Source organism: Rhizobacter sp. Root404 (assembly GCF_001425865.1).
Taxonomy (GTDB): Bacteria; Pseudomonadota; Gammaproteobacteria; order Burkholderiales; family Burkholderiaceae_C; genus LMDS01.
In genome coordinates this window covers 109738-133851 of sequence record NZ_LMDS01000007.1, presented here as the reverse complement: position 1 = coordinate 133851, position 24114 = coordinate 109738, and the positions used below count along the sequence as shown (strand labels likewise).

The 24114-nt window shown below is 71.7% G+C and carries 19 protein-coding genes; 6 read left to right on the top strand and 13 right to left on the bottom strand.

From position 1 onward, the window contains the following. Positions 1-9: 9 nt before the first annotated feature. Complete coding sequence (locus ASC76_RS22905; RefSeq protein ID WP_162247157.1) at positions 10-1587, top strand: hypothetical protein; 1578 nt, start codon at positions 10-12, stop codon at positions 1585-1587. On the opposite strand, the gene ASC76_RS22900 is transcribed toward ASC76_RS22905, so the two are convergent. The 7 genes from ASC76_RS22900 to ASC76_RS22870 all read right to left on the bottom strand — a co-directional run bounded on the left by ASC76_RS22900 (position 1574) and on the right by ASC76_RS22870 (position 11300). Next, on the bottom strand, positions 1574-4771 hold the full coding sequence (locus ASC76_RS22900; RefSeq protein WP_162247156.1) for an adenylate/guanylate cyclase domain-containing protein: 3198 nt from the start codon (positions 4769-4771) through the stop codon (positions 1574-1576). The two genes, ASC76_RS22905 and ASC76_RS22900, sit on opposite strands and share 14 nt — an antisense overlap. A 73-nt stretch (positions 4772-4844) precedes the next feature. Beyond that, positions 4845-5177 (bottom strand): DUF1992 domain-containing protein, encoded by a 333-nt coding sequence (locus ASC76_RS22895; RefSeq protein WP_056472471.1) that lies wholly within the window; start codon positions 5175-5177, stop codon positions 4845-4847. Between the two features lie 24 nt (positions 5178-5201). Further along, positions 5202-6575: a tetratricopeptide repeat protein gene (locus ASC76_RS22890; RefSeq protein ID WP_235580566.1), complete on the bottom strand. Its 1374-nt coding sequence runs from the start codon at positions 6573-6575 to the stop codon at positions 5202-5204. Then, positions 6545-7945, bottom strand: coding sequence for an amidase (locus ASC76_RS22885; protein WP_056472468.1), 1401 nt, complete (start codon positions 7943-7945; stop codon positions 6545-6547). Before ASC76_RS22885 ends, ASC76_RS22890 begins: the two co-directional genes overlap by 31 nt. A 4-nt stretch (positions 7946-7949) precedes the next feature. Beyond that, positions 7950-9458: an ABC transporter substrate-binding protein gene (locus ASC76_RS22880; protein ID WP_056472465.1), complete on the bottom strand. Its 1509-nt coding sequence runs from the start codon at positions 9456-9458 to the stop codon at positions 7950-7952. A 4-nt stretch (positions 9459-9462) separates the two neighbouring features. Beyond that, the gene (locus ASC76_RS22875) at positions 9463-10293 is read right to left on the bottom strand and encodes an ATP-binding cassette domain-containing protein (protein ID WP_056472462.1); all 831 of its coding nucleotides are present in this window, start codon (positions 10291-10293) and stop codon (positions 9463-9465) included. Continuing rightward, a complete protein-coding gene (locus tag ASC76_RS22870) occupies positions 10290-11300 on the bottom strand; it encodes an ABC transporter ATP-binding protein (protein WP_056472460.1) in 1011 nt (336 codons plus the stop codon). Before ASC76_RS22870 ends, ASC76_RS22875 begins: the two co-directional genes overlap by 4 nt. A 140-nt stretch (positions 11301-11440) precedes the next feature. Here ASC76_RS22870 and ASC76_RS22865 point away from each other — a divergent pair, with 140 nt between their 5' ends. Together ASC76_RS22865 and ASC76_RS22860 are read left to right on the top strand one after the other, a co-directional pair. Continuing rightward, positions 11441-12715: a GGDEF domain-containing protein gene (locus tag ASC76_RS22865; RefSeq protein WP_056472458.1), complete on the top strand. Its 1275-nt coding sequence runs from the start codon at positions 11441-11443 to the stop codon at positions 12713-12715. 125 nt (positions 12716-12840) lie between these two features. After that, the gene (locus ASC76_RS22860) at positions 12841-14121 is read left to right on the top strand and encodes a diguanylate cyclase (RefSeq protein WP_056472455.1); all 1281 of its coding nucleotides are present in this window, start codon (positions 12841-12843) and stop codon (positions 14119-14121) included. 18 nt (positions 14122-14139) lie between these two features. On the opposite strand, the gene ASC76_RS22855 is transcribed toward ASC76_RS22860, so the two are convergent. Then, a complete protein-coding gene (locus ASC76_RS22855) occupies positions 14140-14973 on the bottom strand; it encodes an ABC transporter permease (protein ID WP_056472452.1) in 834 nt (277 codons plus the stop codon). Continuing rightward, complete coding sequence (locus ASC76_RS22850; RefSeq protein ID WP_056472451.1) at positions 14970-15932, bottom strand: ABC transporter permease; 963 nt, start codon at positions 15930-15932, stop codon at positions 14970-14972. Before ASC76_RS22850 ends, ASC76_RS22855 begins: the two co-directional genes overlap by 4 nt. 84 nt (positions 15933-16016) lie before the next feature. Here ASC76_RS22850 and ASC76_RS22845 point away from each other — a divergent pair, with 84 nt between their 5' ends. Genes ASC76_RS22845 through ASC76_RS22835 form a run of 3 tightly spaced genes read left to right on the top strand, consistent with a single transcriptional unit; the run spans position 16017 to position 18887 of the window. Beyond that, positions 16017-17444, top strand: coding sequence for an aldehyde dehydrogenase family protein (locus tag ASC76_RS22845; RefSeq protein ID WP_056472725.1), 1428 nt, complete (start codon positions 16017-16019; stop codon positions 17442-17444). 17 nt (positions 17445-17461) lie between these two features. Further along, complete coding sequence (locus ASC76_RS22840) at positions 17462-18208, top strand: glucose 1-dehydrogenase (protein ID WP_056472448.1); 747 nt, start codon at positions 17462-17464, stop codon at positions 18206-18208. Positions 18209-18218: 10 nt separating this feature from the next. Continuing rightward, the gene (locus tag ASC76_RS22835) at positions 18219-18887 is read left to right on the top strand and encodes a hypothetical protein (protein ID WP_056472445.1); all 669 of its coding nucleotides are present in this window, start codon (positions 18219-18221) and stop codon (positions 18885-18887) included. Positions 18888-18897: 10 nt separating this feature from the next. Here ASC76_RS22835 and glcF read toward each other — a convergent pair whose 3' ends face one another. Genes glcF through ASC76_RS22815 form a run of 4 tightly spaced genes read right to left on the bottom strand, consistent with a single transcriptional unit; the run spans position 18898 to position 24060 of the window. Then, a complete protein-coding gene (glcF, locus tag ASC76_RS22830) occupies positions 18898-20148 on the bottom strand; it encodes a glycolate oxidase subunit GlcF (RefSeq protein WP_056472441.1) in 1251 nt (416 codons plus the stop codon). Positions 20149-20171: 23 nt separating this feature from the next. Beyond that, entirely contained in the window at positions 20172-21290 is a 1119-nt protein-coding gene (gene glcE / locus ASC76_RS22825) for a glycolate oxidase subunit GlcE (RefSeq protein ID WP_082549405.1), read from the bottom strand. 11 nt (positions 21291-21301) lie between these two features. Next, positions 21302-22807 carry an FAD-linked oxidase C-terminal domain-containing protein gene (locus ASC76_RS22820; RefSeq protein ID WP_056472438.1) on the bottom strand — a complete coding sequence of 502 codons (1506 nt, stop codon included), beginning with the start codon at positions 22805-22807 and terminating at the stop codon, positions 21302-21304. Then, complete coding sequence (locus ASC76_RS22815) at positions 22804-24060, bottom strand: FIST N-terminal domain-containing protein (protein ID WP_056472435.1); 1257 nt, start codon at positions 24058-24060, stop codon at positions 22804-22806. The genes ASC76_RS22820 and ASC76_RS22815 overlap by 4 nt, the downstream gene beginning before the upstream one ends. Between the last annotated feature and the right edge of the window lie 54 nt (positions 24061-24114).

The window sequence follows — 24114 nt, the reverse complement described above, 5'->3', positions numbered from 1 at the left end:
CCGGCGGTGATGTTCCTCACGGGCTCGCAGCCGCGCGTCGCGGTTGCTCCCGCGACGTTCGTCGGCGGCCGCAGGCGCCGGGCGCAGGAACAGGCGCCGCACCGATTCGACCGAACTGCCGAGATGATTTTTCAGGTCGTTGAGCATGCTGATGACCGGATTGAATTGCCAACCATTTCTTCGTCTGGCACCGTAACCGAGTGCGTCTCGGCCCGGGTGTGCATATGTCTCGGGATCGGCGACGGCGCTGACCGGCCTGTTTTCAATGCGGGGAATTCCTCAAACGACCCCGGACATTCCCGGTTACAAGGGTTTGTGAATGTGACGAAGATCACGGTTTTGGCGGAATGCTTGTTGGTATACAGCAACTGGTCCCGCCCACAGGAGGAAGACATGTCGGCCAGTCTCTTCAGCCCGGGCGCGCTGCATCGCGTCGCTCGCAGGCACGTCCGGAATCGTCTCTCGTTTGCACGCTCAGGCGCATGCCTGGCGCTCGCCTTCCTGGCTGCGGCGCTGGGCACCGCGTCGACCGCGTCGCGCGCCGCCAATGCCAACTTCGAGGTCGCCGTGGTGCCGGTGGGCGCCGGCGCCAGCAGCCCGGCCAGCGTCTCGGTGAGTCGCAACGGGCTCACGACCTACGCCGCCTACAAGGTGTCGATCACCAACTCGTCCGGCAACACGAACAACGCGATCCGGTTCGACGCCTCCTCGGTCGTGACGGGTGACCTGACGGCCCTGAACGAGGATGCCGGTGCCACGGCGTCCTACGTGGAGGCGATCGGGACCCAGGCGTGCAGCGGAAGCGGATCGTCGGTCACCTGCAGCTTCCCGCAGATGAAGGCGGGTGCCAACAATTCGTTCGTCCTGATCTTCTCGGCCCCGCCGCTGGCCGCCGCCAACCATTGGGCCGCGAACGCGGCGATCGCGCTGGGCTGGAGCTTCGACTACGCCAGCGGCAACAGCTCGAGCACGCCGTCATCGATCCTGTGCAACGGCGTGCAGATCCCGTCGCCACCGTGTACCGGCAGTGAAGCGATCGCCCTGGTGACGACCGCCACCGATTCGATCCTGGCCGGCTTCACCACCTACATCCCGAGCTTCGGCGGAACGTTCTTCACCGGCAGCGGCTCGGTGCTGCCCCCCAGCGGGACCAACCTGCGGCCCACGGCGGCGGTCAAGCTGGCGGTTCCGCCCGGCCAGAGCCTGACGACCGCCCAGGTGGACGTGACGGTCACGCTCGGCGGGGCCACGGGCGACACCACGACGACCAACACCGCGATCGTGCAGGTGCCGAACAACGAGCAGCTCTTCAGGACGTTCGCGACGATCGAGCTCCGCCGCGATGCGAGCACGATCGCGAACGGGGCCAAGATTTCCAACGCCGTGGTCAGCTACTCGCACTACGACGACGGCCGGGATCTCGGTCCGCTGTCGGCCTGCCCGGCGAATGGCGTCCCGACGGCGGCCAGCCCGGTGTGCGTCTTCTCGCGCACCGAGTTCACGAAGAAGAACGCGCCGACGCCGGACGATGTCGGCGACTGGCAGTTCATCCTGCACGCACTGGAGAACGGCGTCAGCCGCTGGTGATGACACCCCGGGCGCGCGCCGTCGAGACGGTGTCGCCCTTCTCGGCATACAGCGCGATCGCCTCGTCGATCGCGGCGCGCGCTTCTTCCGCCCGGTCGGCCAGGTGCAGGACCGAGCCCAGCTCGACCAGCGCGTCGGCCAGGAAGATCGGTGCGTCGGTGCTGCGCGCGAGTTCGATCGCGCGGCTCGCCAGCGCCTCGGCTTCCGGCAGGTCGCCCGAGCGCGCGATCAGCGGCGCCCGCGCGACCCGCCACATGATGTGCGAGACCGTGTCGTCCTCGGCGGCCGCCTGTTCGGCGGTGAGCGACAGCTCGAGCGCTCGCGCGTCGTCGCCGAGCCCGCGCACGATGCACGACAGCTGCGCCGCCATCGACGAGAGGAAATAGGTCTCGCCGCGCTGCGCGAGGAAGTCGAGATCGGCCTGGACCTCGCGCTCCGCCGTCACGAGGTCGCCGGCCAGCCACTCGACGCGGCCGACGTCCATGCCGGTCGACGCGGCATTCACGCCCTGGCCGAGGTCGTGCAGCATCGCCCGACCGCGGCGGTAGAGCGCGCGCGCGCGGTCGAACTCACCGCGCATCGCGTGCAGCTGGGCCAGCGTGCACATCACGATCGCCTCGACCTGGCGGTTGGTCAGCCCGCCGGACAGGATGCCTTCGCACTGCTCGATCGCCTGCGCCACCGGCGTGGGGCCGTAAAGGGCGGTCGTGGACAGCGCCAGCCCGGCACGCGCGACCATGCGCGCGTCGCCCGCCAGGCGCGCATGCGCGATCGACTTCTCGATCGCGACGACGATCTGCCGGTAGCGCAGCGCGATCCCGTGCACCTGGCCGCTCAGGCGCCAGGCGTTCGCCAGTTCGTCGTGGGCGCCTTCGCGTTCGAGGATCGGAATGGTCTCTTCGGCCACCTGCAGCGCCATGCTGCTCCAGTCGCCTGGCTCGGCGCTGTACAGGCGCACCAGCATCCGGACGATCCGCGCCGAGGCGCGCACCCGCTGATTGCCGACCTGCTCGGCGGTGACCGCCGCCTCGTCGAGCACGGCCCGCGCATCCGCGAAATCGCCCAGCTCCATCAGCGTCTCGCCGAGCTCCGGCAGCAACGCCAGCCGCTGCGCGTGGTCCGCCGGCAGCAGCGCGGTCGAGCGGCGAAACAGGTTGACCGCGGCATGCATGTCGCCACGCGCGAACGCGCGCCGGGCGGCGCCGGTCAGGCGCCGCGCCGCATCGATGCCGGTGGCGATGGCCTGCTCGTCCAGTGGTCCGAGTTCGCCGAGGTAGCGGTGCGCCTGCTCGAGGTGGTAACCGAGGATCTCCTCGAATTCGAGCGCGCGCCCCCGTTCGGCGTTGACCTGATCGGCCCAGCGCACGAAGTCGGTGTGCAGCCGCGCCCGGGCACGCTTGAGCAGCCCGCCGTAGACCGTCTCGCGCACCAGGTGATGATGGAAGCGGAACAGCACCTCGCCCTCGGCGGTCGCCGCCGACTCGATGAACCGTTTGCGCGCCAGCGTCTGCAGGCGTTCGCCGATCTGCGGGCGCGTTGCCTCGGGCGCCAGCGCCGTGACCGCGGGCACCGCGAACTGCATGCCGATCACCGCGGCCGGCTCGACCGTGAAGCGCTCCTCGCGCCCGAGCCGGTCGAGCCGTGCCTCCAGCAGCGCCTGGATCGTCGGCGGCACCGCGATTTCGGCATAGCGCTCGCCACGCACCCAGCGTCCGTCTTCCTGGCGGATCGCGCGGTTGTCGATCAGCATCGACAGCATCTGCTCGACGAACAGCGGGTTGCCCTCGGCGGCCGCGACGATGCGCTGCACCACGTCCTCCGGCAGGTTGGCGCTGCCGAGCAGGTTGGCGACGACGGCCGCCGAGGCGGCGTCGCTGAGCGGCTTGAGCACGAGCCGGGTCGAGCGATCCCGTTCGCCCCAATCGGGCTTGTCTTCGAGCAGATCGTGGCGCGCGGTGGCGAGCAGCAGGGCGGGCGCGCTGGCGTCGGAATCGAGCAGGTGCTCGAGCAGGTCGAGGAACGCCGGCTCGGCCCAGTGGATGTCATCGACGATCGCGAGCACGATGTCGTTGCCGGCCATCGTCTCGAGGAACTTGCCTGTGGCCCAGTACAGCTCCGGCAGCGGATACGGCTTGGCGCTGAGGCCGGCCGCGGCGGCGAGGCGGTCGACCACATCGGCCTCGCCGATGACCGCCTGCATCTTCGCGCGCGCGTCCTCCGGCGCGTCGTCGTTCGTGATGCCGGCGGCGCCGAACACCATCTCGCGCAGCGGCCAGAAGGTGATGCCGTCGCCATAGGGCAGGCACCGGCCGCGCAGCACGCGGGCGCCTTCGCCGGCCCGGCCGACGGCCTCGTGCACCAGCCGCGACTTGCCGAGCCCGGCGTCGCCGATCACCGTCACCAGACGGCTCGATCGCGTCATGCGGGCCTGCGAACACGCCTCGGCGAGCGCCGCCAGTTCGGCGTCGCGCCCGACCACCGGCGTGTCGACGCGGCGCACGCTGCCCATCAGGCCGTGGGCGGAGACGAGGCGGTACGCCGGGATGCGTTCCGCCTTGCCCTTGAGCTCGAGCGGCTCGACCGCCTCGACGGTGACGGCGTCGCGCACCAGGCGGTAGGTCGTCTCGCCGAGGTAGATCTCGTTCTCGGGCGCGGCCTGCTCGAGCCGCGCGGCGAGGTTGACGGCATCGCCGGTGGCGAGCTTCTGCGCGGCGTTCGGGTCGTCGTCGGCGACGACCTCGCCGGTGTTGACGCCGGTGCGGTTCGCCAGCGCGACGCCGTGGCGGCGCAGCAGGTCGGCATTGACGCGCTGGAGCGCCTCGCGCATGCCGGCGGCGGCGCGTACCGCGCGCAGGGCGTCGTCCTCGTGCGCGCGCGGCAGGCCGAACACCGCCATGATCGCGTCGCCGATGTACTTCTCGATCTTGCCGCCGTGGCGGGTGATCTCCGCGGCCATCGCGTTGAAGTAGCGGTCGATCACCTCGCGCACCGCCTCCGGGTCGAGGCGCTCGCCGAGCGCGGTCGAGCCCTTCAGGTCGGAGAAGACGAGCGTCACCGTCTTGCGCACTTCGTGCGCCGGCAGCACCGGTGCCGCGGCCGCCGACAGCGCTGTACCGCAATACCCGCAGAGTCGGAACTTGGCCGGGTTCTCTTCACCGCAGCCAGGACAGAGGATCATGGCCATGGCTGGCAGTCTAAGGCCGCAGCGCGGCGCGTGCGGGGCGGTCCTGCGATCTGTGGGGGATGCGCCGCCGCGCTCAGAGGCTGCCGGTGCGCCGCAGTTTCTCGAGGCGCAGCGCCAGGTGCTGCTGCAGCTCGCTGAGGCGGTGGCGCAGCGCGTCGGCCGCGGCGGGGTCGGACTCGGCATCGATCTGCCTGCGCAGCGCGGCGATGGTCTTCATCGTCTCTACCTCGGGCGGCGCGAAGCCGGCGTCCTTGAGGGCCTTGAAGCCCATGCGCAGTTCCTCGGGCGTCTGCGCGAAGCCGTCGTCCAGGTCCAGCGGCTTGCCCCAGCTCGCGGCCGATTGAAGCTCACCGTTGCGTTGCGCCTCGCGCAGGCTGTGCGCGATCTGTTCGTCCAGGGTGGCCATCGCGTTCCTCCGTGGCAGCGCCGATCACGCGGCGCGGGCGTGGCGCAGGCCGAGGCGGCGCGCCCAGTGGTCGGTCAAGGGCGTCTCGGGCTTGCCGAGGCGCCGTTCGTTCAGCAGGGCGCGGCCGACCGCACGATCGGTCGCGCGCACGGCGGCGGCGAGCAGCGTCTGGTCGATCAGGTCGCGCTGGGCGTGGCTGCCGCCGAAGCGGCTCGCGAGCGCCCGCACCGGGTAGAGCGTCTCGATCGCCTCGTCGAAGCGCCCGAGCGCGAGCGCGAGTACGCCGCGCATCAGCGGGCCGCCGACGTCGCGCGCCACGGCCCGGTTGCTGCCGCCGCTGCGCTCGGCCTGCAGCGCGACCCGGCGCGCCCAGTCCTGCGCAGCCGTCAGGTCACCCGCGCCGATCAACGCGAGCAGCGCGTGCAGGTCGTTGAACGGGTAGATGCCGGCGGCGTGGTCGGACAGGTCCCAGCCCTCGACCAGCCCGGCCCAGCGCGCACCGACATCGGCACCGACGAGCTGCAGCCGCCACAGCAGCGACGAGGCGTCGAGCCGCTGCAAGGTGATCTGCGCCGGATCGGCGTGCAGATGCGCATCGAACAGGCGCAGCGCCTCGGCATGATCGAGCGCCTCGAGCGCGAACAGCGCCTGGTGCCAACCCAGGTGGCCGGAAAAGCCGTTGCCTTCGGCCCAGTCGCCCTGCCATTGCGTCATCCAGGCCCCGCCTTCGAGGTAGCGGCCCTGCATCTCCATCACGTGCGCGACCGCGTGGATCGCCCACGGCACCTTGGCGCCGCCGGCGAGCGCGCGCCGACCGGTCGCCTCGGCCTGGGCGTAGAGCTGGCATTCCTCGAGGCCGAACGCGTACTGGCCGAGGGCGTACGGGTACAGCGGGTCGGCCTCCGACCACTCGGGCAGCACGCGGGCCACGCGCTGGCGCAGCTGAACCGCATCGCCGCGGTAGAAGTCGAACAGGTGCGCCCACTGCAGTGCGAGCGCATCGCGCGGCTCGTGCAGCAGCAGCGCTTCCCACTCGCGGCAGGCGCCGTGCCAGTCGCCGGCGAGCAGCGTGTGCAGCGCGACGATGTGGTCGCGCTCGCGGTGGTTGGCGCGCGCGATCATCGGCTCGGCGAGGTCGAGCAGCGCGCGCGCCTCGGGGACCAGCGACGGCTCGGTCAGGCTCAGCAGGAAGCCGGCGTGCATCACCAGCGGCAGCGGCCAGGCGGGATCGGCGGCGTGGGCGGCGAGCAGGTCGTCGACCGGCGTGCCGTAGAACGACATCATCCGCCACAGGGCGCGCTCGGTCGCGGCGAGCGCCTCCGCCGAGCGGGTGCTGACGGCGATGCCGCGCAGGTCGAACATCGCGCTCAGCCGGCGCGCGCCGGCGGTTCCGGCCACGGCCGTTGCGGCGCGCGCAGCTGTTCCCAGGCGCGGGCGACCTGCAGCACGCCGAGGTCGTCGAAGCGGTGGCCGACGATCTGCAGGCCGATCGGCAACCCGGCCGCGGTGTAGCCACAGTTGATGCTGGCGGCGGGCTGCTCGCTCATGTTGAACGGCAGCGTGAACGCGATGTGCTCGAACGGCGTCGCCGGGTCGTTGGTCGGGCCGGCATGCTCGGCCGGAAAGGCCGGCATCGGCGCGGTCGGCGACAGCAACACGTCGAACGGTGCCGTGGCGGCCACGGCGGCCTCGCGCATCGCGCCCATCATCCCGTAGCCGCGGAACACGCGCTCGCCGCTGAGGCCCTCGCCGCCGCGCGCCCACTCGGTGATGTAGGGCAGCACCTTCGCGCGGCGCGCTTCGGGCAGCGCCGAGATGTCCATCCAGGAGCGGGTGCGCCAGAAGTCGTCCATGCCGTCGATCATCGCGCGCGTCATGAACGCCGGGATCGGCGTGACGATCGCACCGGCCGCCTCGAACGTGCGTGCCGCGGCCTCGATCGCCGCGCGCACCTCCGGCTCGACGGCCAGGCCCCAGCCGGCGTCCATCAGCAGGCCGATGCGCAGGCCGGTGACGTCGCGGTCGAGCTGCCGCCAGTCGATCGCCTGGTACGGCAGGCTCATCGTGTCGCGCGCGTCGGGCAGGCTCAGCGTGGCCATCATCAGGGCGGCGTCGGTGACGCTGCGCGTCATCGGCCCGGCGACGCGCCCGGCATACGGCGGGAAGATCGGGATCCGCCCGAGGCTGGGCTTGAGCGTGAAGATGCCGCACCAGCCGGCCGGCAGCCGCACCGAGCCGCCGATGTCGGTGCCCACGTGCAGCGGCCCGTAGCCGGCCGCGGCCGCCGCGGCTGCGCCCGCGCTGCTGCCGCCGGGGTTCTTGCGCAGGTCCCAGGGGTTGCGGGTCAGCGGGTGGAAGCTCGACAGCCCGGACGACAGCATCCCGTAGTCGGGCATGGTCGTCTTGCACAGGATCACCGCGCCGGCCTCGCGCAGCCGCGCCGCCGGCGGGGCGTCGGCCGTGGCGGGCACGAGCTCGGTCGCGGCGGTGCCCAGCGGCACCGGCACGCCGCGCGTGGCGATGTTCTCCTTGATCGTCACCGGCACGCCGTCGAGCGCGCCCTGCGGCGCGCCGCGCTGCCAGCGGGCCTGCGAGGCCTCGGCCTGCGCGAGCGCCGTGTCGGGCTCGAACGCGTAGGTCGCGTGCAGGTGCGGCTCCCAGGACCGCATGTGCGCGACCACGTCGCGCACGACCTCCACGGGCGACAGCGTGCCAGCGCGGTAGCCGGCGAGCAGTTCGACGGCCGAGAGTTCGTGCGGCGCCGTCATCGCCTCACTGCCAGGACAGAGCCGACAGGTCGTTCGCGAACACCGGCGAGCTGCTCCACAGGCCCTTCAGCTGCTTCTTGCCGACCGCGAACTGCGGCAGCTGGTACAGGTAGACGTTGACCGAGTCGGTGGCGAGCTGGCGCTGGATGTCGCCGATCAGCTTCAGCCGGCCCTTGGCGTCGGTGGTGCTGTTGTACTTGGCGAACAGGTCGTTGTAAGCCTTGGAGTTGTAGCCCCAGTAGTAGCTGGGGTCGGCATAGCGGTCGAAGTCGAGCGGCTCGACGTGGCTGATCACGGACAGGTCGAAGTTGCCCTTGAAGGTGCCGCTGAGCCACTGCGCCCACTCGACGTTCTCGATCTTCGCATTGATGCCGACCTTGGCGAGCTGCGCCGCGACGATCTCGCCGCCCTGGCGGGCGTATTGCGGGGGCGGCAGCGTCAGCGTCACGTTCAGCGGCGTGGCCACGCCCGCCTCCTTCAGCAGCGCCTTGGCCTTCTCGGGGTCGTACGGATTCGCGCCGGTGAGGTCGATGTAGCCCGCGTCGCTGGGCACCATGTGGCTGCCGATCGGCTTGCCGTAGCCCTCGGACGAGCCGTCGATCACCGCCTTGCGGTCGATCGCCGCGGCGATCGCGCGGCGCACCCGCACGTCGTCGAACGGCTTCTTCTTGTTGTTGATGGCGACGATCGTCTTGCCCTCGGTGCCGCCCGGCGTGACCGTGAAGCGCGGGTCGCCCTGGAACTGCTTCAGGCTCTGGAACGAGCCGAAGCGCGGCATGCCGTCAACGTCGCCCGCCAGCAGCGCCGCGACCTGCGCGGCCGGGTCGTTGATGAAGCGGAACGTGACCTTCTTCAGCTTGATCGCCGCCGGGTTGCGGAAGCCGTCGTTCTTCGACAGCGTGATCGACGCGCCCTTGGCCCAGTTGTCGAGCTTGAACGGGCCGGTGCCGACCGGCTTGGTCGCCGTGGTGGCGGCGCTCTTCGGGTCGAGGATCACCGCGGTGTTCTCGCCCATGCGGAACAGGAAGTTGCCGTCGGGCTGGTTCAGGACCACGATCACGGTGTACGCATCGGGCGTGTCGATGCGGCTGATGTTGTCGAACACCGCCTTCTTGCCCTTGTTGGTCGAGCCCGGCGCCTTGGCGCGCTCGAAGCTGAACTTCACGTCGCTGGCGTCGAAGGCCTCGCCGTCGCTGAACTTGACGCCCTTGCGCAGCTTGAAGGTGTAGCTCTTGCCGTCGGGGTCGATCGTCCAGCTCTCGGCCAGCAGCGGGACGATGCTGCCGTCCATGTTGATCTTGGTCAGCCCCTCGAGGATGTTGTAGTGGACGACCTCGCCGATCGCGGCGGCCGACGCGCTGGTCGGGTCCAGCCCGGGTGCGGGCTCGAGGACCATCGCGAGCACGGCGCTGTCCTTGCGGGCCTGCGCCTGCGCGGCGGGCGCCGCGAGCGACGCGGCTGCGGCGAGGGCGAGCAGTGCGACAGTGGTGGTGCGGGGGTTCGAGGTCTTCATCGGCTCACTCTCCGGGGGCGGGGGATTCGACTCTAGCGGAACGCGGCAGCGCGTCCACCGCCTCGGGCATCGCGGCCAGCAAGGCGCGCGTGTACGCATGGGCCGGCCGCTGCAGCACCTGCTCGGTCGGCCCGTACTCGACGATCAAGCCGCTGCGCATCACCGCCACGTCGTCGCACACGTGGTCGACGACCGCGAGGTCGTGGCTGATGAACAGGTAGGTGACGCCGAACTGCTGCTGCAGGTCGGCCAGCAGGTTCAGCACCTGCGCCTGGACCGAGACGTCGAGCGCGCTGACCGGCTCGTCGGCGACGATCAGCTTGGGCCGCGTGATCAGCGCGCGGGCGATCGCGATGCGCTGGCGCTGGCCGCCGCTGAATTCGTGCGGGTACTTGTCGGCATCGGTGGCGCGCAGACCGACCGCGTCGAGTGCCTCGGCGACTCGGGCACGCCTTGCCGTCGCGTCGACGCCGACCAGCGGCTCGGCGACGATGCGGCCGACACGCTGGCGCGGATCGAGCGAGCCGTACGGGTCCTGGAACACCATCTGGAAATCACGCCGCGCGGCGCGCAGCGCGGTCGCCCGGAGCGCGTGCAGGTCGCGCCCGAGCAGCGTGACGCGCCCTTCGGTCGGCGCTTCGAGCGCCATCACCAGGCGTGCCAGCGTCGACTTGCCGGAGCCCGATTCGCCGACGATCCCGAGGCTGCGACCCGGCTGCACCGCGAAGCTGACGCCGCGCAACGCCTCGACCACCGGCGCCGGCTGCAGCAGCCGCTCGCGCGGCAGGTGGTAGCGCTTGACGACGTTCTCGACGGTCAGCAACGGTTCGGTCATGTCGGCGCATCCAGCTCGCCGACGCGGATGCAGCGCGCCGTGTGCGCCGGCCCGACGGCGACCGGCGGCGGCGCAGCCCGGCAGGCGTCGATCGCCCAGGCGCAGCGGTCGGCGAACGGGCAGCCGGCGGGCATGTCGACCAGCTCCGGCACGCGCCCGGGGATCGTCGCCAGCCGCGGCTTGCGCCCGTCCACCCGCGCGGCGCCCATCCGCGGGCGGGCCGCGAACAGCCCGCGCGTGTACGGGTGCGCGAGGTGCGCGAACACCTCGGCCGTCGGCCCGGCCTCGACCACCGTGCCGCCGTACATCACCAGCAGGTTCGCGACGGTGCGGGCCATCACGCCGAGGTCGTGGCTGATCATCAGCAGGGCCATGTTCGATTCGGTGACCAGCTCGCGGATCAGGTCGAGGATCTCGCCCTGGATCGTCACGTCGAGCGCGGTGGTCGGCTCGTCGGCGATCAGCAGGTCGGGCCCGCAGGCCAGCGCCATCGCGATCGTGACGCGCTGGCGCTGCCCGCCGGAGAGCTGGTGCGGGTAGGCGTCGAGCCGCTGCGCGGCCTGCGGCAGCCGCACCCGTTCGAGCAGGCGCAGCGCCTCGGCGCGGGCCGCCGTGCGGCCGAGTCCGTCGTGCAGGCGCAGCGGCTCGGCGATCTGGTCGCCGATCGTGTGCAAGGGGTTCAATGCCGTCATCGGCTCCTGGAACACCATGCCGATGCGGTTGCCGCGCAGTCGGCACAGCGCGGCGTCGCTCGCGCCGACCAGCTCCTGCCCGTGCAGGCGGATGCTGCCGCTGACCCGCGCGCCGGCCGGCAGCAGACCCATGATCGCCATCGCCGTCATCGACTTGCCGCAGCCGCTTTCGCCGATCAGCCCGAGCGTTTCGCCGTGCGCCAACGCGAGATCGATACCGCGCAGCGCATCGGCCGGGCCGCGCGCCGTGTCGAGCCCGACGCGCAGGTTCGTCACTTCGAGCAGCGGCGCGGCGGTCGGGGCGGGGGCAGGCACGCCGGCATTGTGCCGCGGCCCCGCGGCCCGGGCCGCGGCGCGACGCCGGTGTGTGAATGTGCCGCTGAAACGGCGCCGTGACTTGCCACTGCGCCAGCGAATCGCGAGCCTTGCGGCTTTCGCAGGCCGCGCCGAGTTCCGTGAACGATTCCTTCCGCTCTGTCCGACGAGCCCTGCGTGCGCGCTCCCCGGTCGTCGTCGACGTGCCGATCCCGGTTCGCCAGCTGCTGCTGCGGCGCTATTTCGAGGTCTCGATCCGCAACGGCCGTCTCGGCGTGATCTCGCTCGGCCTGCTGCTGTTCGGCCTGGCCCATGAGGTGCCGCTGACGGCGCGCCTGGTCGCCGGTGCGGCACTCAGCGTGGTGCTGGTGCTGCGCGTCGCGCTGGCCGAGCGCATGGTGCGCGGGCTCGACTCGCCGAACCCGCCGTCCACGCTCGCGCACGACCTGCTGCTGCTCGCCGCCTCGACGAGCTGGAGCTTCGCGCCGTTCGTGCTGCAGGGCCACATCTCGCCGTCCAACCTGGCCGGCGTGCTGTACGGCGCGCTCGCGGTGATCGCGGTGCTGTCGGTCAGCTACCACTCGGCGTTGCCGGCCACGGTGGTGCTGATCACCGCCAGCTTCGTGCCGCTGGTCACGTTCATGGCGTTGCAGCGCACGCTGATCTCCGGCGTGCTGGCGGTGACCACCGCAATCTGCGTCGGCGCGCTGCTGAGCCGCGTGCTCGCCGGCCATCGCACGCTGCTGCGCGCGCTCGCGGCGGAGCAGGCGTATGCCCAACTGGTGCGCGAACTGCAAGGCGACGGGCGGCGCCTGGAGCACGAGAACGCACAGCTCGGCAGCTCGCTGCGCGATGCCCGCGACGCCGCCAGCCGTGATCCGCTGACCGGTCTGTACAACCGCCGCCACCTCGAGGCCTTCGCCGCGCCGCTGGCTGACACGGTGCGTCGGCGCGTGGAGGAAGTGGCGCTGTGCGTCGTCGACATCGACCACTTCAAGCGCATCAACGACGCGCACGGCCACGCCGTCGGCGACGAGGTGCTCCAGGCCATCGCCGACCTGCTCGGCTCGCGCCTGCGCGAGGCCGATTGCCTGGCCCGGCTGGGCGGCGAGGAATTCGTCGCGGTGCTGCGGCGCTGTGACATCGGCCGCGGCCAGCGGGTGGCCGAAGCATTGCGGCTGATCGTCGGCGGCGTCGAGATCGAGACCGATGCCGGCCCGGTCGGGGCCACGGTCTCGGTCGGTGTCGCGCAATGGGCGGCCGACGAGACCTTCGAGTCGGCGCTGCGGCGCGCCGACCGCGCCTTGTACCAGGCCAAGCGCGCCGGGCGCGATCGCGTCGAGGTCGACACGGTCGACGCGATGCGCCTGTCGGTCGCGGCCATCGAGCGCACCCGGCCCGGAGCACTGCATTAGTCACGCCGCCCGCGGTCGAAGTCCATGCCGGCCGCTTCGGCCGCCGTCGCGTTAGCATCCGCGTCCACCGCCCGCTGTGGCACGGCGCCGATCCGGCGCCACCCGGCGCGCCCGGGTCATCTGCCATGCCGTTCCAGCAGGAGTTCCGTTCGGTCCGCGCCGCATTGCGCCAGCTTTCGCCGGTCGTCGTCGACGTGCCGCCGGCGATCCGCTTGACGCTGTTGCAGCGCTACATGGACATGTCCATGCGCAACGGCCGGCTGTCGCTGGCCTCGTTCGCGCTGCTGCTGTTCGGGCTCGCGTACGAGGCGCCGCTGGGGCCGCGTGTGTTCGCGTGGCTCGCCCTGGCCGCGGTGTTCGGCGTGCGCGTCGTGCTCGCGCGTCGCCTGCTGGCCCGGCTGGACCCGGCCGATCCGCGCTCCGATTGGCGCTACGACGCGCTCGTGCTGCTGGCCTCCTCGGTCTGGGGCCTGGCGCCGATCGCGCTGCACGGCTCGATCTCGCTGCTGTCGCAGTACTGCGTGGTCTATGCGGCCTTCGTCGCGACCGCGCTGCTCGCCATCACCTACATCGCGGCGCTGCCCGCCAGCCTGGTGCTGGTCGCGGCCAGCGTGCTGCCGCTGGTCGGCTTCATGGTCTGGGAGGGGCCGGGCGTGATGGTGCTGCTCGCGCTCGGCACGCTGGTCTGCGCGGTGGCGCTGCAGCTGCGCGTCTTCAGCATCCACGGCACGCTGCTGCAGGCGCTGGCCGCCGAGCGCCAGAACGCCACGCTGGTGCAGGAGCTGCAGGTCTACCGCCAGGCGCTCGAAACCGAGAATGCCTCGCTCGACAGCTCGCTGCGGGCCGCGGCCCATGCCGCGCACCGCGATCCGCTGACAGGGCTGTTCAACCGGCGTCACGTCACCGCCTTCGCCGAGCCGCTGGCCGAAGCCGTGCACGCCGGGCGCGAGCAGGTGACGCTGTGCATGGTCGATGTCGATCACTTCAAGCAGGTCAACGACCGCCACGGTCACCGCGTCGGCGACGAGGTGCTGCGCGCGGTCGGCACGCTGCTCGGCGCCCGTCTGCGCGACGGCGATTGCCTGGCGCGCGTCGGCGGCGAGGAGTTCATGATCGTGCTGCGCCAGTGCGATGCGAGCCGCGGGCGGCGCGTCGCCGAGTCGGTGCGCCACAACGTCGCCGCGTCGGAGATCCGCACCCGCGCCGGCGAGGTGCCGATCACCGTGTCGGTCGGGCTGGCGCAGTGGGCGGCGGGCGAGACCTTCGACGCGGTGGTCGAGCGGGCCGACCGGGCGCTGTACGACGCCAAGCACAGCGGCCGCGACCGGGTCGAGGTCGACGGCAACGACGCGCGCCGCATGTCGACGGTGCCGATGGACTTCCTGCCCACCGGACCGATCCACTGACGGGCTGGCGTCGACGGGCTAGCGTTGACGCGCCAGGCGCGGGTCCAACAGATCGCGCAGGCCGTCGCCCATCAGGTTCAGCCCGAGCACCGAGAACACGATCGCCAGGCCGGGCCAGACCGCCAGCAGCCACGACTGGTACATCAGGTTCTGGCCCTCGTTCAGCATCCGGCCCCAGCTCGGCATCGGCGGCTGGGTGCCCAGGCCGAGGTAGCTGAGCGCGGCCTCGGCCAGGATCGCGACCGCGAACTGGATCGTCGCCTGCACGATCAGGATCGCCGCGATGTTCGGCAGCACGTGGCGGAACGTGATGCTCCACGCGCCCTTGCCGCAGGCGCGCGCCGCGAGCACGAACTCGCGCGCCCACACGCCGTTGGCCGCGGCGCGGGTGATGCGCGCGAACACCGGCACGTTGAAGATGCCGATCGCGACGATCGCGGTGCCGAGCCCGGGGCCGTACACCGCGGTCAGCATGATCGCCGAGAGCAAGGCCGGGAACGCGAACGTGAAGTCGGAGAAGCGCATCACCAGCTCCTCGACCCAGCCCCGCCGCGCCGCGGCCAGCAGCCCGAGCGCCACGCCGAACGAGAGACCGATGCCGACCGCGATCAGCCCGACCGCGATCGAGTTGCGGCTGCCGACGATCAGCAGCGTGACGATGTCGCGGCCCAGGCTGTCGGTGCCCAGCCAGTGCGCGGCGCTCGGCGGCCGCAGCTTGTTCGGGATGTCGAGGTCGGTCGGCGAATACGGCGTCCAGACGAACGACAGCAGCGCGGTCGCGATCAGCAGCGCGACCAGCAGACCGCCGATCGCGAAGCTCTTGTGGCGAAGGGCCCTCTGGAGGAACGTCATACCGAGTGCACCTTCAGCCGCGGGTCGATCACCGCGTACAGCACGTCGACGACGAAGTTGATCACGATCACCGCGGCGGCCAGCAGCATCACGACGTTCTGCACGACCAGGATGTCGCGGTTCGAGATCGCCTGGAAGATCAGCCGCCCCAGCCCCGGCAGCGAAAACACGTTCTCGACCACGATGGTGCCGGTCAGCAGGTTCGCGAACTGCAGGCCCATCACGGTCAGCACCGGCACGAACGCGTTGCGCAACACGTGGCGCCACAGCACCTGGCGCTGGCTCAGACCCTTGGCGCGCGCGGTGCGCACGAAGTCCTCGCGCAGCACGTCGAGCACCGCGCTGCGGGTGATCCGCGCCAGGATCGCCGCCTGCACCACCGCGAGCGCGACGGCCGGCAGGATCAGCGCCTTGAAGGCCGGCCACGTGCCGCCGCCGTCGTCGACACGCCAGCCCGGGAACCCGCCGGCCGAGAACCACTGCAGCTTCACCGCGAACACCAGGATCAGCAGGATCGCGAACCAGAAGTTCGGGATCGCGATGCCGATCTGGCTCGCGGCCATCACGCCGACGTCGCCGAGCCGGTTGTGGCGCGAGGCCGCGTAGATGCCGAGCGTCAGCGCGATCACGGTCGTCAGCGCCATCGCCATCAGCGCCAGCGGCGCGCTGACCGCGAGCCGCTCGGCGATCAGCTGCGCGACCGGCGTCTCGTAGGCGACGCTGGTGCCGAGATCGCCCGTCACGAAGCCCTCGATCCAGCGGCCGTAGCGCACCGCGGCGGGCTGGTCGAGGCCGAGCTTCTTCGACAGCGCCTCGACCGCCTCGGGCGTGGCCGACTCGCCGAGCATCACCTGCGCGGCGTTGCCCGGCAGCACGCCCTGGACGGCGAAGACGACGATCGACGCCGCGAACAGCGTGGCGACGAAGGTCGCGAAGCGCCGGAGGAGGAAGATGCCCATTCCAATATCATGGCCCATCACCGCGCGGTGGCGCAGGAGAACAACGTGGCAGCGACGAGATTCGAGATTCCGTTCGACCCCGGCATGGTGCTGGTCGGCGGCGCGTGGCGCGCGCCGGCAGGCGGCCAGACGCTGGCGCTCGAGAACCCGTCCGACGGCAGCGTGCTCGCGCGGATCGCGCGCGGTGGCGCGGCCGACATCGACGCCGCCGTCACCGCCGCGCAGGCCGCGCTGGCCGGCGACTGGGGCCGTCTGACCGCCGCCGAGCGCGGGCGCGTGCTGGCCGCGGTCGGCCGCAAGGTGCTCGACAACGTCGAACTGCTCGCGATGCTCGAGGCGCTCGATGTCGGCAAGCCGCTGAAGCAGGGCCGGGCGGACGCGATCGCGCTGGCGCGCTATCTCGAGTTCTACGGCGGCGCGGCCGACAAGGTGCACGGCGAGACGCTGCCGTTCCAGAACGGCTACACCGCGCTGACGCTGCGCGAGCCGCATGGCGTGACCGGCCACATCGTGCCGTGGAACTATCCGATGCAGATCGTCGGTCGCAGCGTCGGCGCCGCGCTGGCGATGGGCAATGCCTGCGTGTTGAAGCCCGCCGAGGAGGCGTGCCTCACGGTGCTCGCGTTTGCGCGGATCGCGATGGAGGCCGGGCTGCCGGCCGGCGCGTTGAACGTCGTGCCGGGGCTCGGCGAAGAGGCCGGCGCGGCGCTGTCCGCGCACCCCGGCATTCACCACATCTCCTTCACCGGCTCGGTCGCGACCGGGCGGCTGATCCAGTCGGCGGCGGCGCAGAACGCGGTGCCCGTGACGCTGGAACTCGGCGGCAAGAGCCCGCAGGTCGTGTTCGCCGATGCCGACCTCGACGCCGCGCTGCCGTTCCTCGTCAACGCCGGGCTGCAGAACGCCGGGCAGACCTGCTCGGCGGCCTCGCGCATCCTCGTCGAGCGGCCGGTGTTCGAGGCCGTGCGGGACCGCATGGCCGAGCGCTACCGCGCGCTGCGCATCGGCCCGGCGGTGGCCGATCTCGACATGGGGCCGCTGATCTCGAAGCGGCAGCAGCAGGTCGTCGAGCACTTCCTCGCGATCGGCCGCGACAGCGGCTTGCGCATCGCCGCGCAGGGCGAACTGCCGGCCGACCTCCCGCGCGGCGGCGCCTACGTGCGCCCGACGCTGTTCGACGACGTGCCGGCCGACCATGCGCTCGCGCAGCAGGAGATCTTCGGCCCGGTGCAGGTGCTGATCGCGTTCGACGGCGAGCCGCAGGCGCTGCACATCGCCAACGGCACCGCGTTCGGCCTGGTCGCGGGCGTCTGGACGCGCGACGGCGGCCGGCAGATGCGGATGGCGCGCGCGCTGAAGTGCGGCCAGGTGTTCATCAACAACTATGGCGCCGGCGGCGGCGTCGAGCTGCCGTTCGGCGGCGTGCGCCACTCGGGCCACGGCCGCGAGAAGGGCTTCGAGGCGCTGTACGGCTTCTCGACGCTGAAGACGGTCGCGATCCACCACGGCTGAAAACCACAAGGAACGACATGAGACTCGAAGGCAAGGTGGCGATCGTCACCGGGGGCGGCTCCGGCTTCGGCGAGGGCATCGCGACCAAGTTCGTCGCCGAGGGCGCGCGCGTGCTGATCGCCGACCGCGACGCGGCCGGCGGTGCGCGCGTCGCGACGGCGCTCGGCGCGAACGCGCGCGCGCTGCAGGTCGACGTGGCCAAGGCCGCGGACGTGAGCGCGATGGTCGACGCCGCGCAACAGCACTTCGGGCGCCTGGACATCCTCGTCAACAACGCCGGCGTCTCGCACCTGCCGCAGGCGATGGAGGACGTGAGCGAAGACGACTTCGACCGCATCCTCGCGATCAACGTCAAGGCGATCTACCTTGCCGCCAAGGTCGTCGTGCCGCGTTTCAAGGCGCGGAAGTCGGGCGTGATCCTGAACGTCGCGAGCACCGCCGGCGTCAGCCCGCGGCCGCGTCTGAGCTGGTACAACGCGAGCAAGGGCTGGGTCATCACCGCAACGCGCGCGATGGCCGTCGAGCTGGCGCCGTTCGGCGTCCGCGTGGTCGCGCTGAACCCGGTCGCGGGCGAGACGCCGCTGCTGAAGACCTTCATGGGCGAGGACACGCCGCAGATGCGTGCCAAGTTCCTTGCGACCATCCCGCTCGGCCGCTTCTCGACCCCGCAGGACATGGGCAATGCCGCATGCTTCCTGTGCAGCGACGAGGCCTCGATGATCACCGGCGTCGCGATGGAAGTCGACGGCGGTCGCTGCATCTGAATCGGCTCGCGTGCCGCTGTTCCGCCGCCGCGCCGTCTGGCTGCCGACGCTGCCCGTCGCGTCGCTGATGGTCGCCGCCCTCGCGGCGATCCTGTTCTGGACCGGCCGCCACGCGTACGACTGGCTGGCGCCGCATGCGCCCGCGCCCGGCGCCCGCACGCTGGTGGTCGAAGGCTGGCTGTCGCGGGCCGATCTGCAGCAGGCGCGTGCGTTGCGACGCAGCGGACACTATCAGCGCGTGCTGACGACCGGTGGCCCGATCGACCGGGACCAGGACGTCGGCGGCTGGCGCCATTACGCCGCGCGCGCCGCGGCGATCTTGCGCGAGGACGCGGACAGCGCGGTGCCGGTGCTCGCCGTGCCCGCGCCGCAGACGCTGCAGGAGCGCACCTACCTCAGTGCGTTGCAGGTGCGCGAGTGGGCGGCGCTGAACGGCGTGCGGCTCGAGGCGGTCGATGTCTACACGCTCGGGGTGCACGCGCGGCGTTCGCGTCAGGTGTACCGGCTCGCGCTCGGCGACGCGGTCGACGTGGGCGTCATCGCCGTGCCGCCGAGCCTCTACGACGGGCCGCGCTGGTGGACCAGCAGCGACGGGGCGAAGAACACGCTCGGCGAGATCGTCAGTCTGGTCTGGACCAGCTGCTGCTTCTGGCCGCCGACCGCGCCGGCGCCCCGCTGAACGCGCGCTCTCAGGCCAGCGCGTCGTCCAGCACCTCGACCCAGTGCCGCACCGGCGTCGCGGTGCCGGTCTGCAGGTGCTGGATGCAGCCGATGTTGGCCGACACGATCGCCTGGGCCTCCAGGGGCGCGAGGTTGGCGAGCTTGCGGTCGCGCAGCTGGTAGGCGAGCTCGGGCTGGAGCACCGAGTAGGTGCCGGCGGAGCCGCAGCACAGGTGCGATTCGCTGGGCGCCACGTCGATGTCGAAGCCGAGCGCGCGCAGGTGCGTCTCGACGCCGCCGCGCAGCTGCTGGCCGTGCTGCAGCGTGCACGGCGGGTGGAACGCGAGCTTCATCGGGCCCTGGCGCAGGCGCACCTTGTTCTTCAAAGCCGGCACCAGCACCGGCAGCAGTTCGCTCAGGTCGCGGGTCAGCGCGCTGATGCGCGCGGCCTTCTCGGCATAGGCCGGGTCACGCGCCAGCGCGTGGCCGTATTCCTTGACCGTCACGCCGCAGCCCGACGCGTTCATCACGATCGCCTCGACGCCCTCCAGCGAGCCCGGCCCGCCCGAGATCAGCGGCCACCAGGCGTCGATGTTGCGGCGCATGTCGGCCAGCCCGCCCTCGGTGTCGTTCAGGTGGGTGCGGATCGCGCCGCAGCAGCCGGCCTCGTCGGCCACGACCGTCTGGATGCCGGCGGCATCGAGCACGCGCGCGGTCGCGCTGTTGATGTTGGGCATCATCGCCGGCTGCACGCAGCCCATCAGCATCAACACCTTGCGCGGGTGGGTGCGGGTCGGCCAGTGGTGGGCGCGCGCGCCGGGCCTGGCCGGCACCTTGTTCTTCAGCGCAGCCGGCACCAGCGGGCGCAGCGCCTGGCCGAGCTGCATCGCCGGCGCGAACAGCGGCGAGGTCAGGCCTTCCTTCAGCGCCCAGCGGACGGCGCGTTCGCGCGTCGGCCGCTCGACCACGTCGTCGACCATCGGCCGCACGATCTCCACCAGCTGCCCGTACTGCACGCCGGACGGGCAGGTGCTCTCGCAGTTGCGGCAGGTCAGGCAGCGGTCCAGATGAAGCTGGGTGCTGCGGGTCGGCGTGACGCCTTCCAGCACCTGCTTCATCAGGTAGATGCGCCCGCGCGGGCCGTCGAGCTCGTCGCCGAGGAGCTGGTAGGTCGGGCAGGTCGCGGTGCAGAAGCCGCAGTGCACGCACTTGCGCAGGATCGCCTCGGCCGCGTCGCCCTCGGGCGTGCCTTTGAACTGGGGAGCGAGGTGGGTCTGCATCGAGGGGTGGGGTCCTGCGCGGGTCAGAGGCCGGGGTAGAGCCGGCCGGGATTGAAGATGCCCGAGGGGTCGAACGATTTCTTCAGGTCGCGGTGGATGCGGTCGAGCGGTGACTGCAGCGGCGCGAACACGCCGGCCGCCTTGTCGCGCGCGGCGAACAGCGTCGCGTGGCCGCCCACGCGGGCCGCGGCGTCGCGCACCGTGGTTGCCGGCAGCGCGCTGCACAGCCAGCGTTGCGCGCCGCCCCACTCGATCATCAGTTCGCCGGTCAGCGCCAGCGGCGGCGCGGTCTGCGGCACCGACAGGCGCCACAGCGTCGCGCCGCGGTCGACCGCGGCGTGCGCGGCGGTGAAGAACTCGTCGGTGTGGTCGCGCAGGCCGGCCCAGAACGGGCTGGCGTGCTCGGGCTCCACGATATCGCCACCGAGCCGCACGCGCGCCGCCTGAACCGCGGCCAGCGCGCCGCGCAGCCGCACGATCAGGTTGCCGTCCCACCAGGCGCTGGCGTTCAGCGGGATCGGCTGGCCGCCCCAGTCGTTGAGCTTCGCGAGCGCGGTCGCCTGGTCCATCTCGAGCCGCAGCGTGACCGTGGCGGGAGCCATCGGCATCACCTTCAGCGAGACCTCGAGGATCACGCCGAGCGTGCCGAGCGAACCGGCGAGCAGCCGCGAGACGTCGTAGCCGGCGACGTTCTTCATCACCTGGCCGCCGAAGGTCAGCACCTCGCCCCTGCCGTTCAGCAGCGTCGCGCCGAGCACGTAGTCGCGCACCGCGCCGACGGTCGCGCGCGACGGGCCGGACAGCCCGGCCGCGACCATGCCGCCGACGGTCGCGCCGCGGTTCTTCGGGCTCAGGTTCGGATCGCCGAAGTGCGGCGGCTCGAACGGCAGGCACTGCCCCTTGGTCGCCAGCAGCGCCTCGAGTTCGGCCAGCGCGGTTCCGCAGCGGGTGGTCACGACGAGTTCGGTCGGCTCGTAGCTGGAGGTGCCTTCGAGCACGCGGGTGTCGAGCACCTCGCCTTGCGGCGCTTCACCGTAGAAGTCCTTCGAGCCACCACCGCGAATGCACAGCTGTGCACCGGCCTCGCGGGCGGTCGTGACGCGGTCGATCAGGCGTTGGAGCGCGGGGTCGTTGTGGTCCATGCGGGGCGCGGTCAGAAACGCGGAATGTCGGCGAACGGCAGCAAGCCGCGCCGCACGTGCATCTTGCCGTACTCGGCGCAGCGCGCCAGCGACGGGATCACCTTGCCCGGATTCAGCAATTCCTTTGGATCGAACGCACGCTTCAGCGCCAGCATCTGTTCGCGCTCCTCGGGTGCGAACTGCACGCACATTGCCGACAGCTTCTCGATCCCCACGCCGTGCTCGCCTGACACGGTGCCGCCCATCGCGACGCTCGATTCGAGGATGTCGGCGCCGAACAGCTCGCAGCGGTGCAGCTGGTCCGGGTCGTTCGCGTCGAACATGATCAGCGGGTGCAGGTTGCCGTCGCCGGCGTGGAACACGTTCAGGCAGCGCAGGCCGTACTTCTTCTCCATCCCCTCGATCGCGAGCAGGATGTCGGACAGGCGGTTGCGCGGGATCGTCGAGTCCATGCACATGTAGTCGGGGCTCAGGCGCCCGGTCGCCGGGAACGCGTTCTTGCGCCCGCTCCAGAACTTGAGCCGCTGCGCCTCGCTCTCGCTGACCTCGATCCGCGTCGCGCCGCTCGAATCGAGCACCGCCTCCATGCGGCTGATCTCCTCGGCCACCTCTTCGGGCGTGCCGTCGCTCTCGCACAGCAGAATCGCGACGGCGTCGAGGTCGTAGCCGGCATGGACGAAGTCCTCGACCGCGGCGGTCATCGGCTTGTCCATCATCTCCAGGCCGGCCGGGATGATGCCGGCCGCGATCACGTTGGCGACCGCGTCGCCGGCCTTGCGGATGTCGTCGAAGCTGGCCATGATGCAGCGCGCCAGTTGCGGCTTGGGCACGAGCTTGACGGTGACCTCGAGCGTGACGGCCAGCATCCCCTCGCTGCCGATCAGCACCGTCATCAGGTCCAGGCCGGCGCAGTCGAGCGCCTCGGAGCCGAACTCGACCGGCTCGCCGGCCACGGTGAAGCCGCGCACCCGCAACACGTTGTGCAGCGTCAGGCCGTACTTCAGGCAGTGCACGCCGCCCGAGTTCTCGGCGACGTTGCCGCCGATCGTGCAGGCGATCTGGCTGCTCGGGTCGGGCGCGTAGTACAGGCCGTAAGGCGCCGCGGCCTCGCTGATCGCCAGGTTGCGCACGCCGCACTGCACGAGCGCGGTCCGCGCGGTCGGGTCGATCTTCACGATCTTGTTGAACTTGGCCAAGCTCAGCGTCACGCCCAGCCGGTGCGGCAGCGCGCCGCCGGACAGGCCGGTGCCGGCCCCGCGCGCGACCACCGGCACGTTCAGGCGATGGCACTCGCGCAGCACCGCGGCGACTTCGGCCTCGGTCTCCGGCAGCGCGACCACCAGCGGCTGCTCGCGGTACGCGGTCAGACCGTCGCACTCGTAGGGCGTGGTGTCCTCGCGGTGCCACAGCAGCGCGTGCTTCGGCAGCACCGCGGCGAGCGCCGCGACGACCTCCGCCTGGCGGTGGGCGCGGTCGTCGATCTCGATCGCGAGCGCTTCGGGCAGCGGGGCGTTCATGGGGGATCCTTCCGGAAGACGGTGAGCACACCGGTGTAGCCGTACAGGTGGCGGCGGGCGATCTCGCCGGCGGCGAAGAAGCCGACCAGCGGCACGTCGCCGAGCGCGTGGCGCACGATCGCGAGTTCTGCGGAAGGCGCACCGAAGTGCGCACCGCCGCGCCCGGCGCAGCTGACGTAGATCGCGCCGGCGATGCCGGAGGTGTCGGCGGGCGATTCGCCGAATGCCCCTTCCTTCAACGCCAGCGCGGCCGGCAACGGCAGCTCCTCGGGTTCGACCTCCTCGCGCAACTCGGCGCAGATGCGCATGAGGTCGCGCCGTGCCGCCTCGACGCCGCGGGTGCAGAACGCGAGCTGCATGCCGACTGCGGCGCTGTCCGCGATCGCGATGCCGCGCCGACCGGGGTCGAGCCCGATCAGGTGCCGCACGCGGGTGTCGGCCCCGAAGGCGTCGCGCTGCCTGAACCCGTCGAAGGCGCTGCGCGTGGACAGGTCCTCGTCGGCGGCGGTCTCGGGCACGCCGTCGGCGAGGCCGACGAGCACCTGGCGCAGTGCCGGCAGCGCGGCACGTGGCTCGGCGCCGTCGAGGCCGACATCGCGCAGCAGGCAGTCGAGCGCCGGCTCGCCATCGAGCTCGGTGACGACGTTGCGGTCGGCCGCGGTCACGCGGCGCTGTGGCCCGACCGGCTGGCAACCCTGCGTGACCCGCGAGACCAGCGGCACGCTGCGGTCGAAAGCGACGCCCGACAGGCCCCCCGCCAGCACGCTGCCGGCGATGTGCAGCAGGCGCGACTGGCCGGAGGCGAGGCCGCCGAACAGGTAGCCGGTGGCGGTGCGCGCGCTCATGTCGTGGATCAGGCCGGCCAGGTCGGCGGTGCCGGGATCCGCATGCACGTTCGCGGTGTGCGCCGCGAAGCCGGCGAGCGGGCGCGCGCCGGAGAAGACGCGGAAGTGCTCGGTGCCGAGGTCGGTGAGCATCAGCGACAGCGCCGGCTCGTCGAAGTACTCGACGCCGCCGGCCGCGATGCCGATTCCGGTGGCGCCGACCCATTCGACGCCGGGCCAGCGCTGGCGCAGGTCCTCGAGCAACGCCGCGGCGTGCGGCGCGTATGCGTCGGTCAGGTAGACCCAGCCGAGCGTCGGCTCGGCGGCGGCGCCGGGCGCGCGGCGCTGCGCGTCGATCTGGGCAGCGGCGAGCGCGAGCGCCATGCGCCAGTCGGGGTGCGTCGCGTGGCCATGGAGGAAGCGGTTCATCGGGGTGGGATTGTCAGGGCGCCGGACGCTCCGGCGCGCCGCTTTCGCGAATGA

Coding starts and splice junctions, on each gene's coding strand:
- ASC76_RS22880 (WP_056472465.1), bottom strand. CDS start 9,458: ATGAAGACCTCGAACCCCCGCACCACCACTGTCGCACTGCTCGCCCTC.
- ASC76_RS22850 (WP_056472451.1), bottom strand. CDS start 15,932: ATGGGCATCTTCCTCCTCCGGCGCTTCGCGACCTTCGTCGCCACGCTG.
- ASC76_RS22900 (WP_162247156.1), bottom strand. CDS start 4,771: ATGGCCATGATCCTCTGTCCTGGCTGCGGTGAAGAGAACCCGGCCAAG.
- ASC76_RS22860 (WP_056472455.1), top strand. CDS start 12,841: ATGCCGTTCCAGCAGGAGTTCCGTTCGGTCCGCGCCGCATTGCGCCAG.
- ASC76_RS22815 (WP_056472435.1), bottom strand. CDS start 24,060: ATGAACCGCTTCCTCCATGGCCACGCGACGCACCCCGACTGGCGCATG.
- ASC76_RS22895 (WP_056472471.1), bottom strand. CDS start 5,177: ATGGCCACCCTGGACGAACAGATCGCGCACAGCCTGCGCGAGGCGCAA.
- glcF (WP_056472441.1), bottom strand. CDS start 20,148: ATGCAGACCCACCTCGCTCCCCAGTTCAAAGGCACGCCCGAGGGCGAC.
- ASC76_RS22855 (WP_056472452.1), bottom strand. CDS start 14,973: ATGACGTTCCTCCAGAGGGCCCTTCGCCACAAGAGCTTCGCGATCGGC.
- ASC76_RS22875 (WP_056472462.1), bottom strand. CDS start 10,293: ATGACCGAACCGTTGCTGACCGTCGAGAACGTCGTCAAGCGCTACCAC.
- ASC76_RS22885 (WP_056472468.1), bottom strand. CDS start 7,945: ATGACGGCGCCGCACGAACTCTCGGCCGTCGAACTGCTCGCCGGCTAC.
- ASC76_RS22840 (WP_056472448.1), top strand. CDS start 17,462: ATGAGACTCGAAGGCAAGGTGGCGATCGTCACCGGGGGCGGCTCCGGC.
- ASC76_RS22905 (WP_162247157.1), top strand. CDS start 10: ATGTTCCTCACGGGCTCGCAGCCGCGCGTCGCGGTTGCTCCCGCGACG.
- ASC76_RS22820 (WP_056472438.1), bottom strand. CDS start 22,807: ATGAACGCCCCGCTGCCCGAAGCGCTCGCGATCGAGATCGACGACCGC.
- glcE (WP_082549405.1), bottom strand. CDS start 21,290: ATGGACCACAACGACCCCGCGCTCCAACGCCTGATCGACCGCGTCACG.
- ASC76_RS22845 (WP_056472725.1), top strand. CDS start 16,017: ATGGTGCTGGTCGGCGGCGCGTGGCGCGCGCCGGCAGGCGGCCAGACG.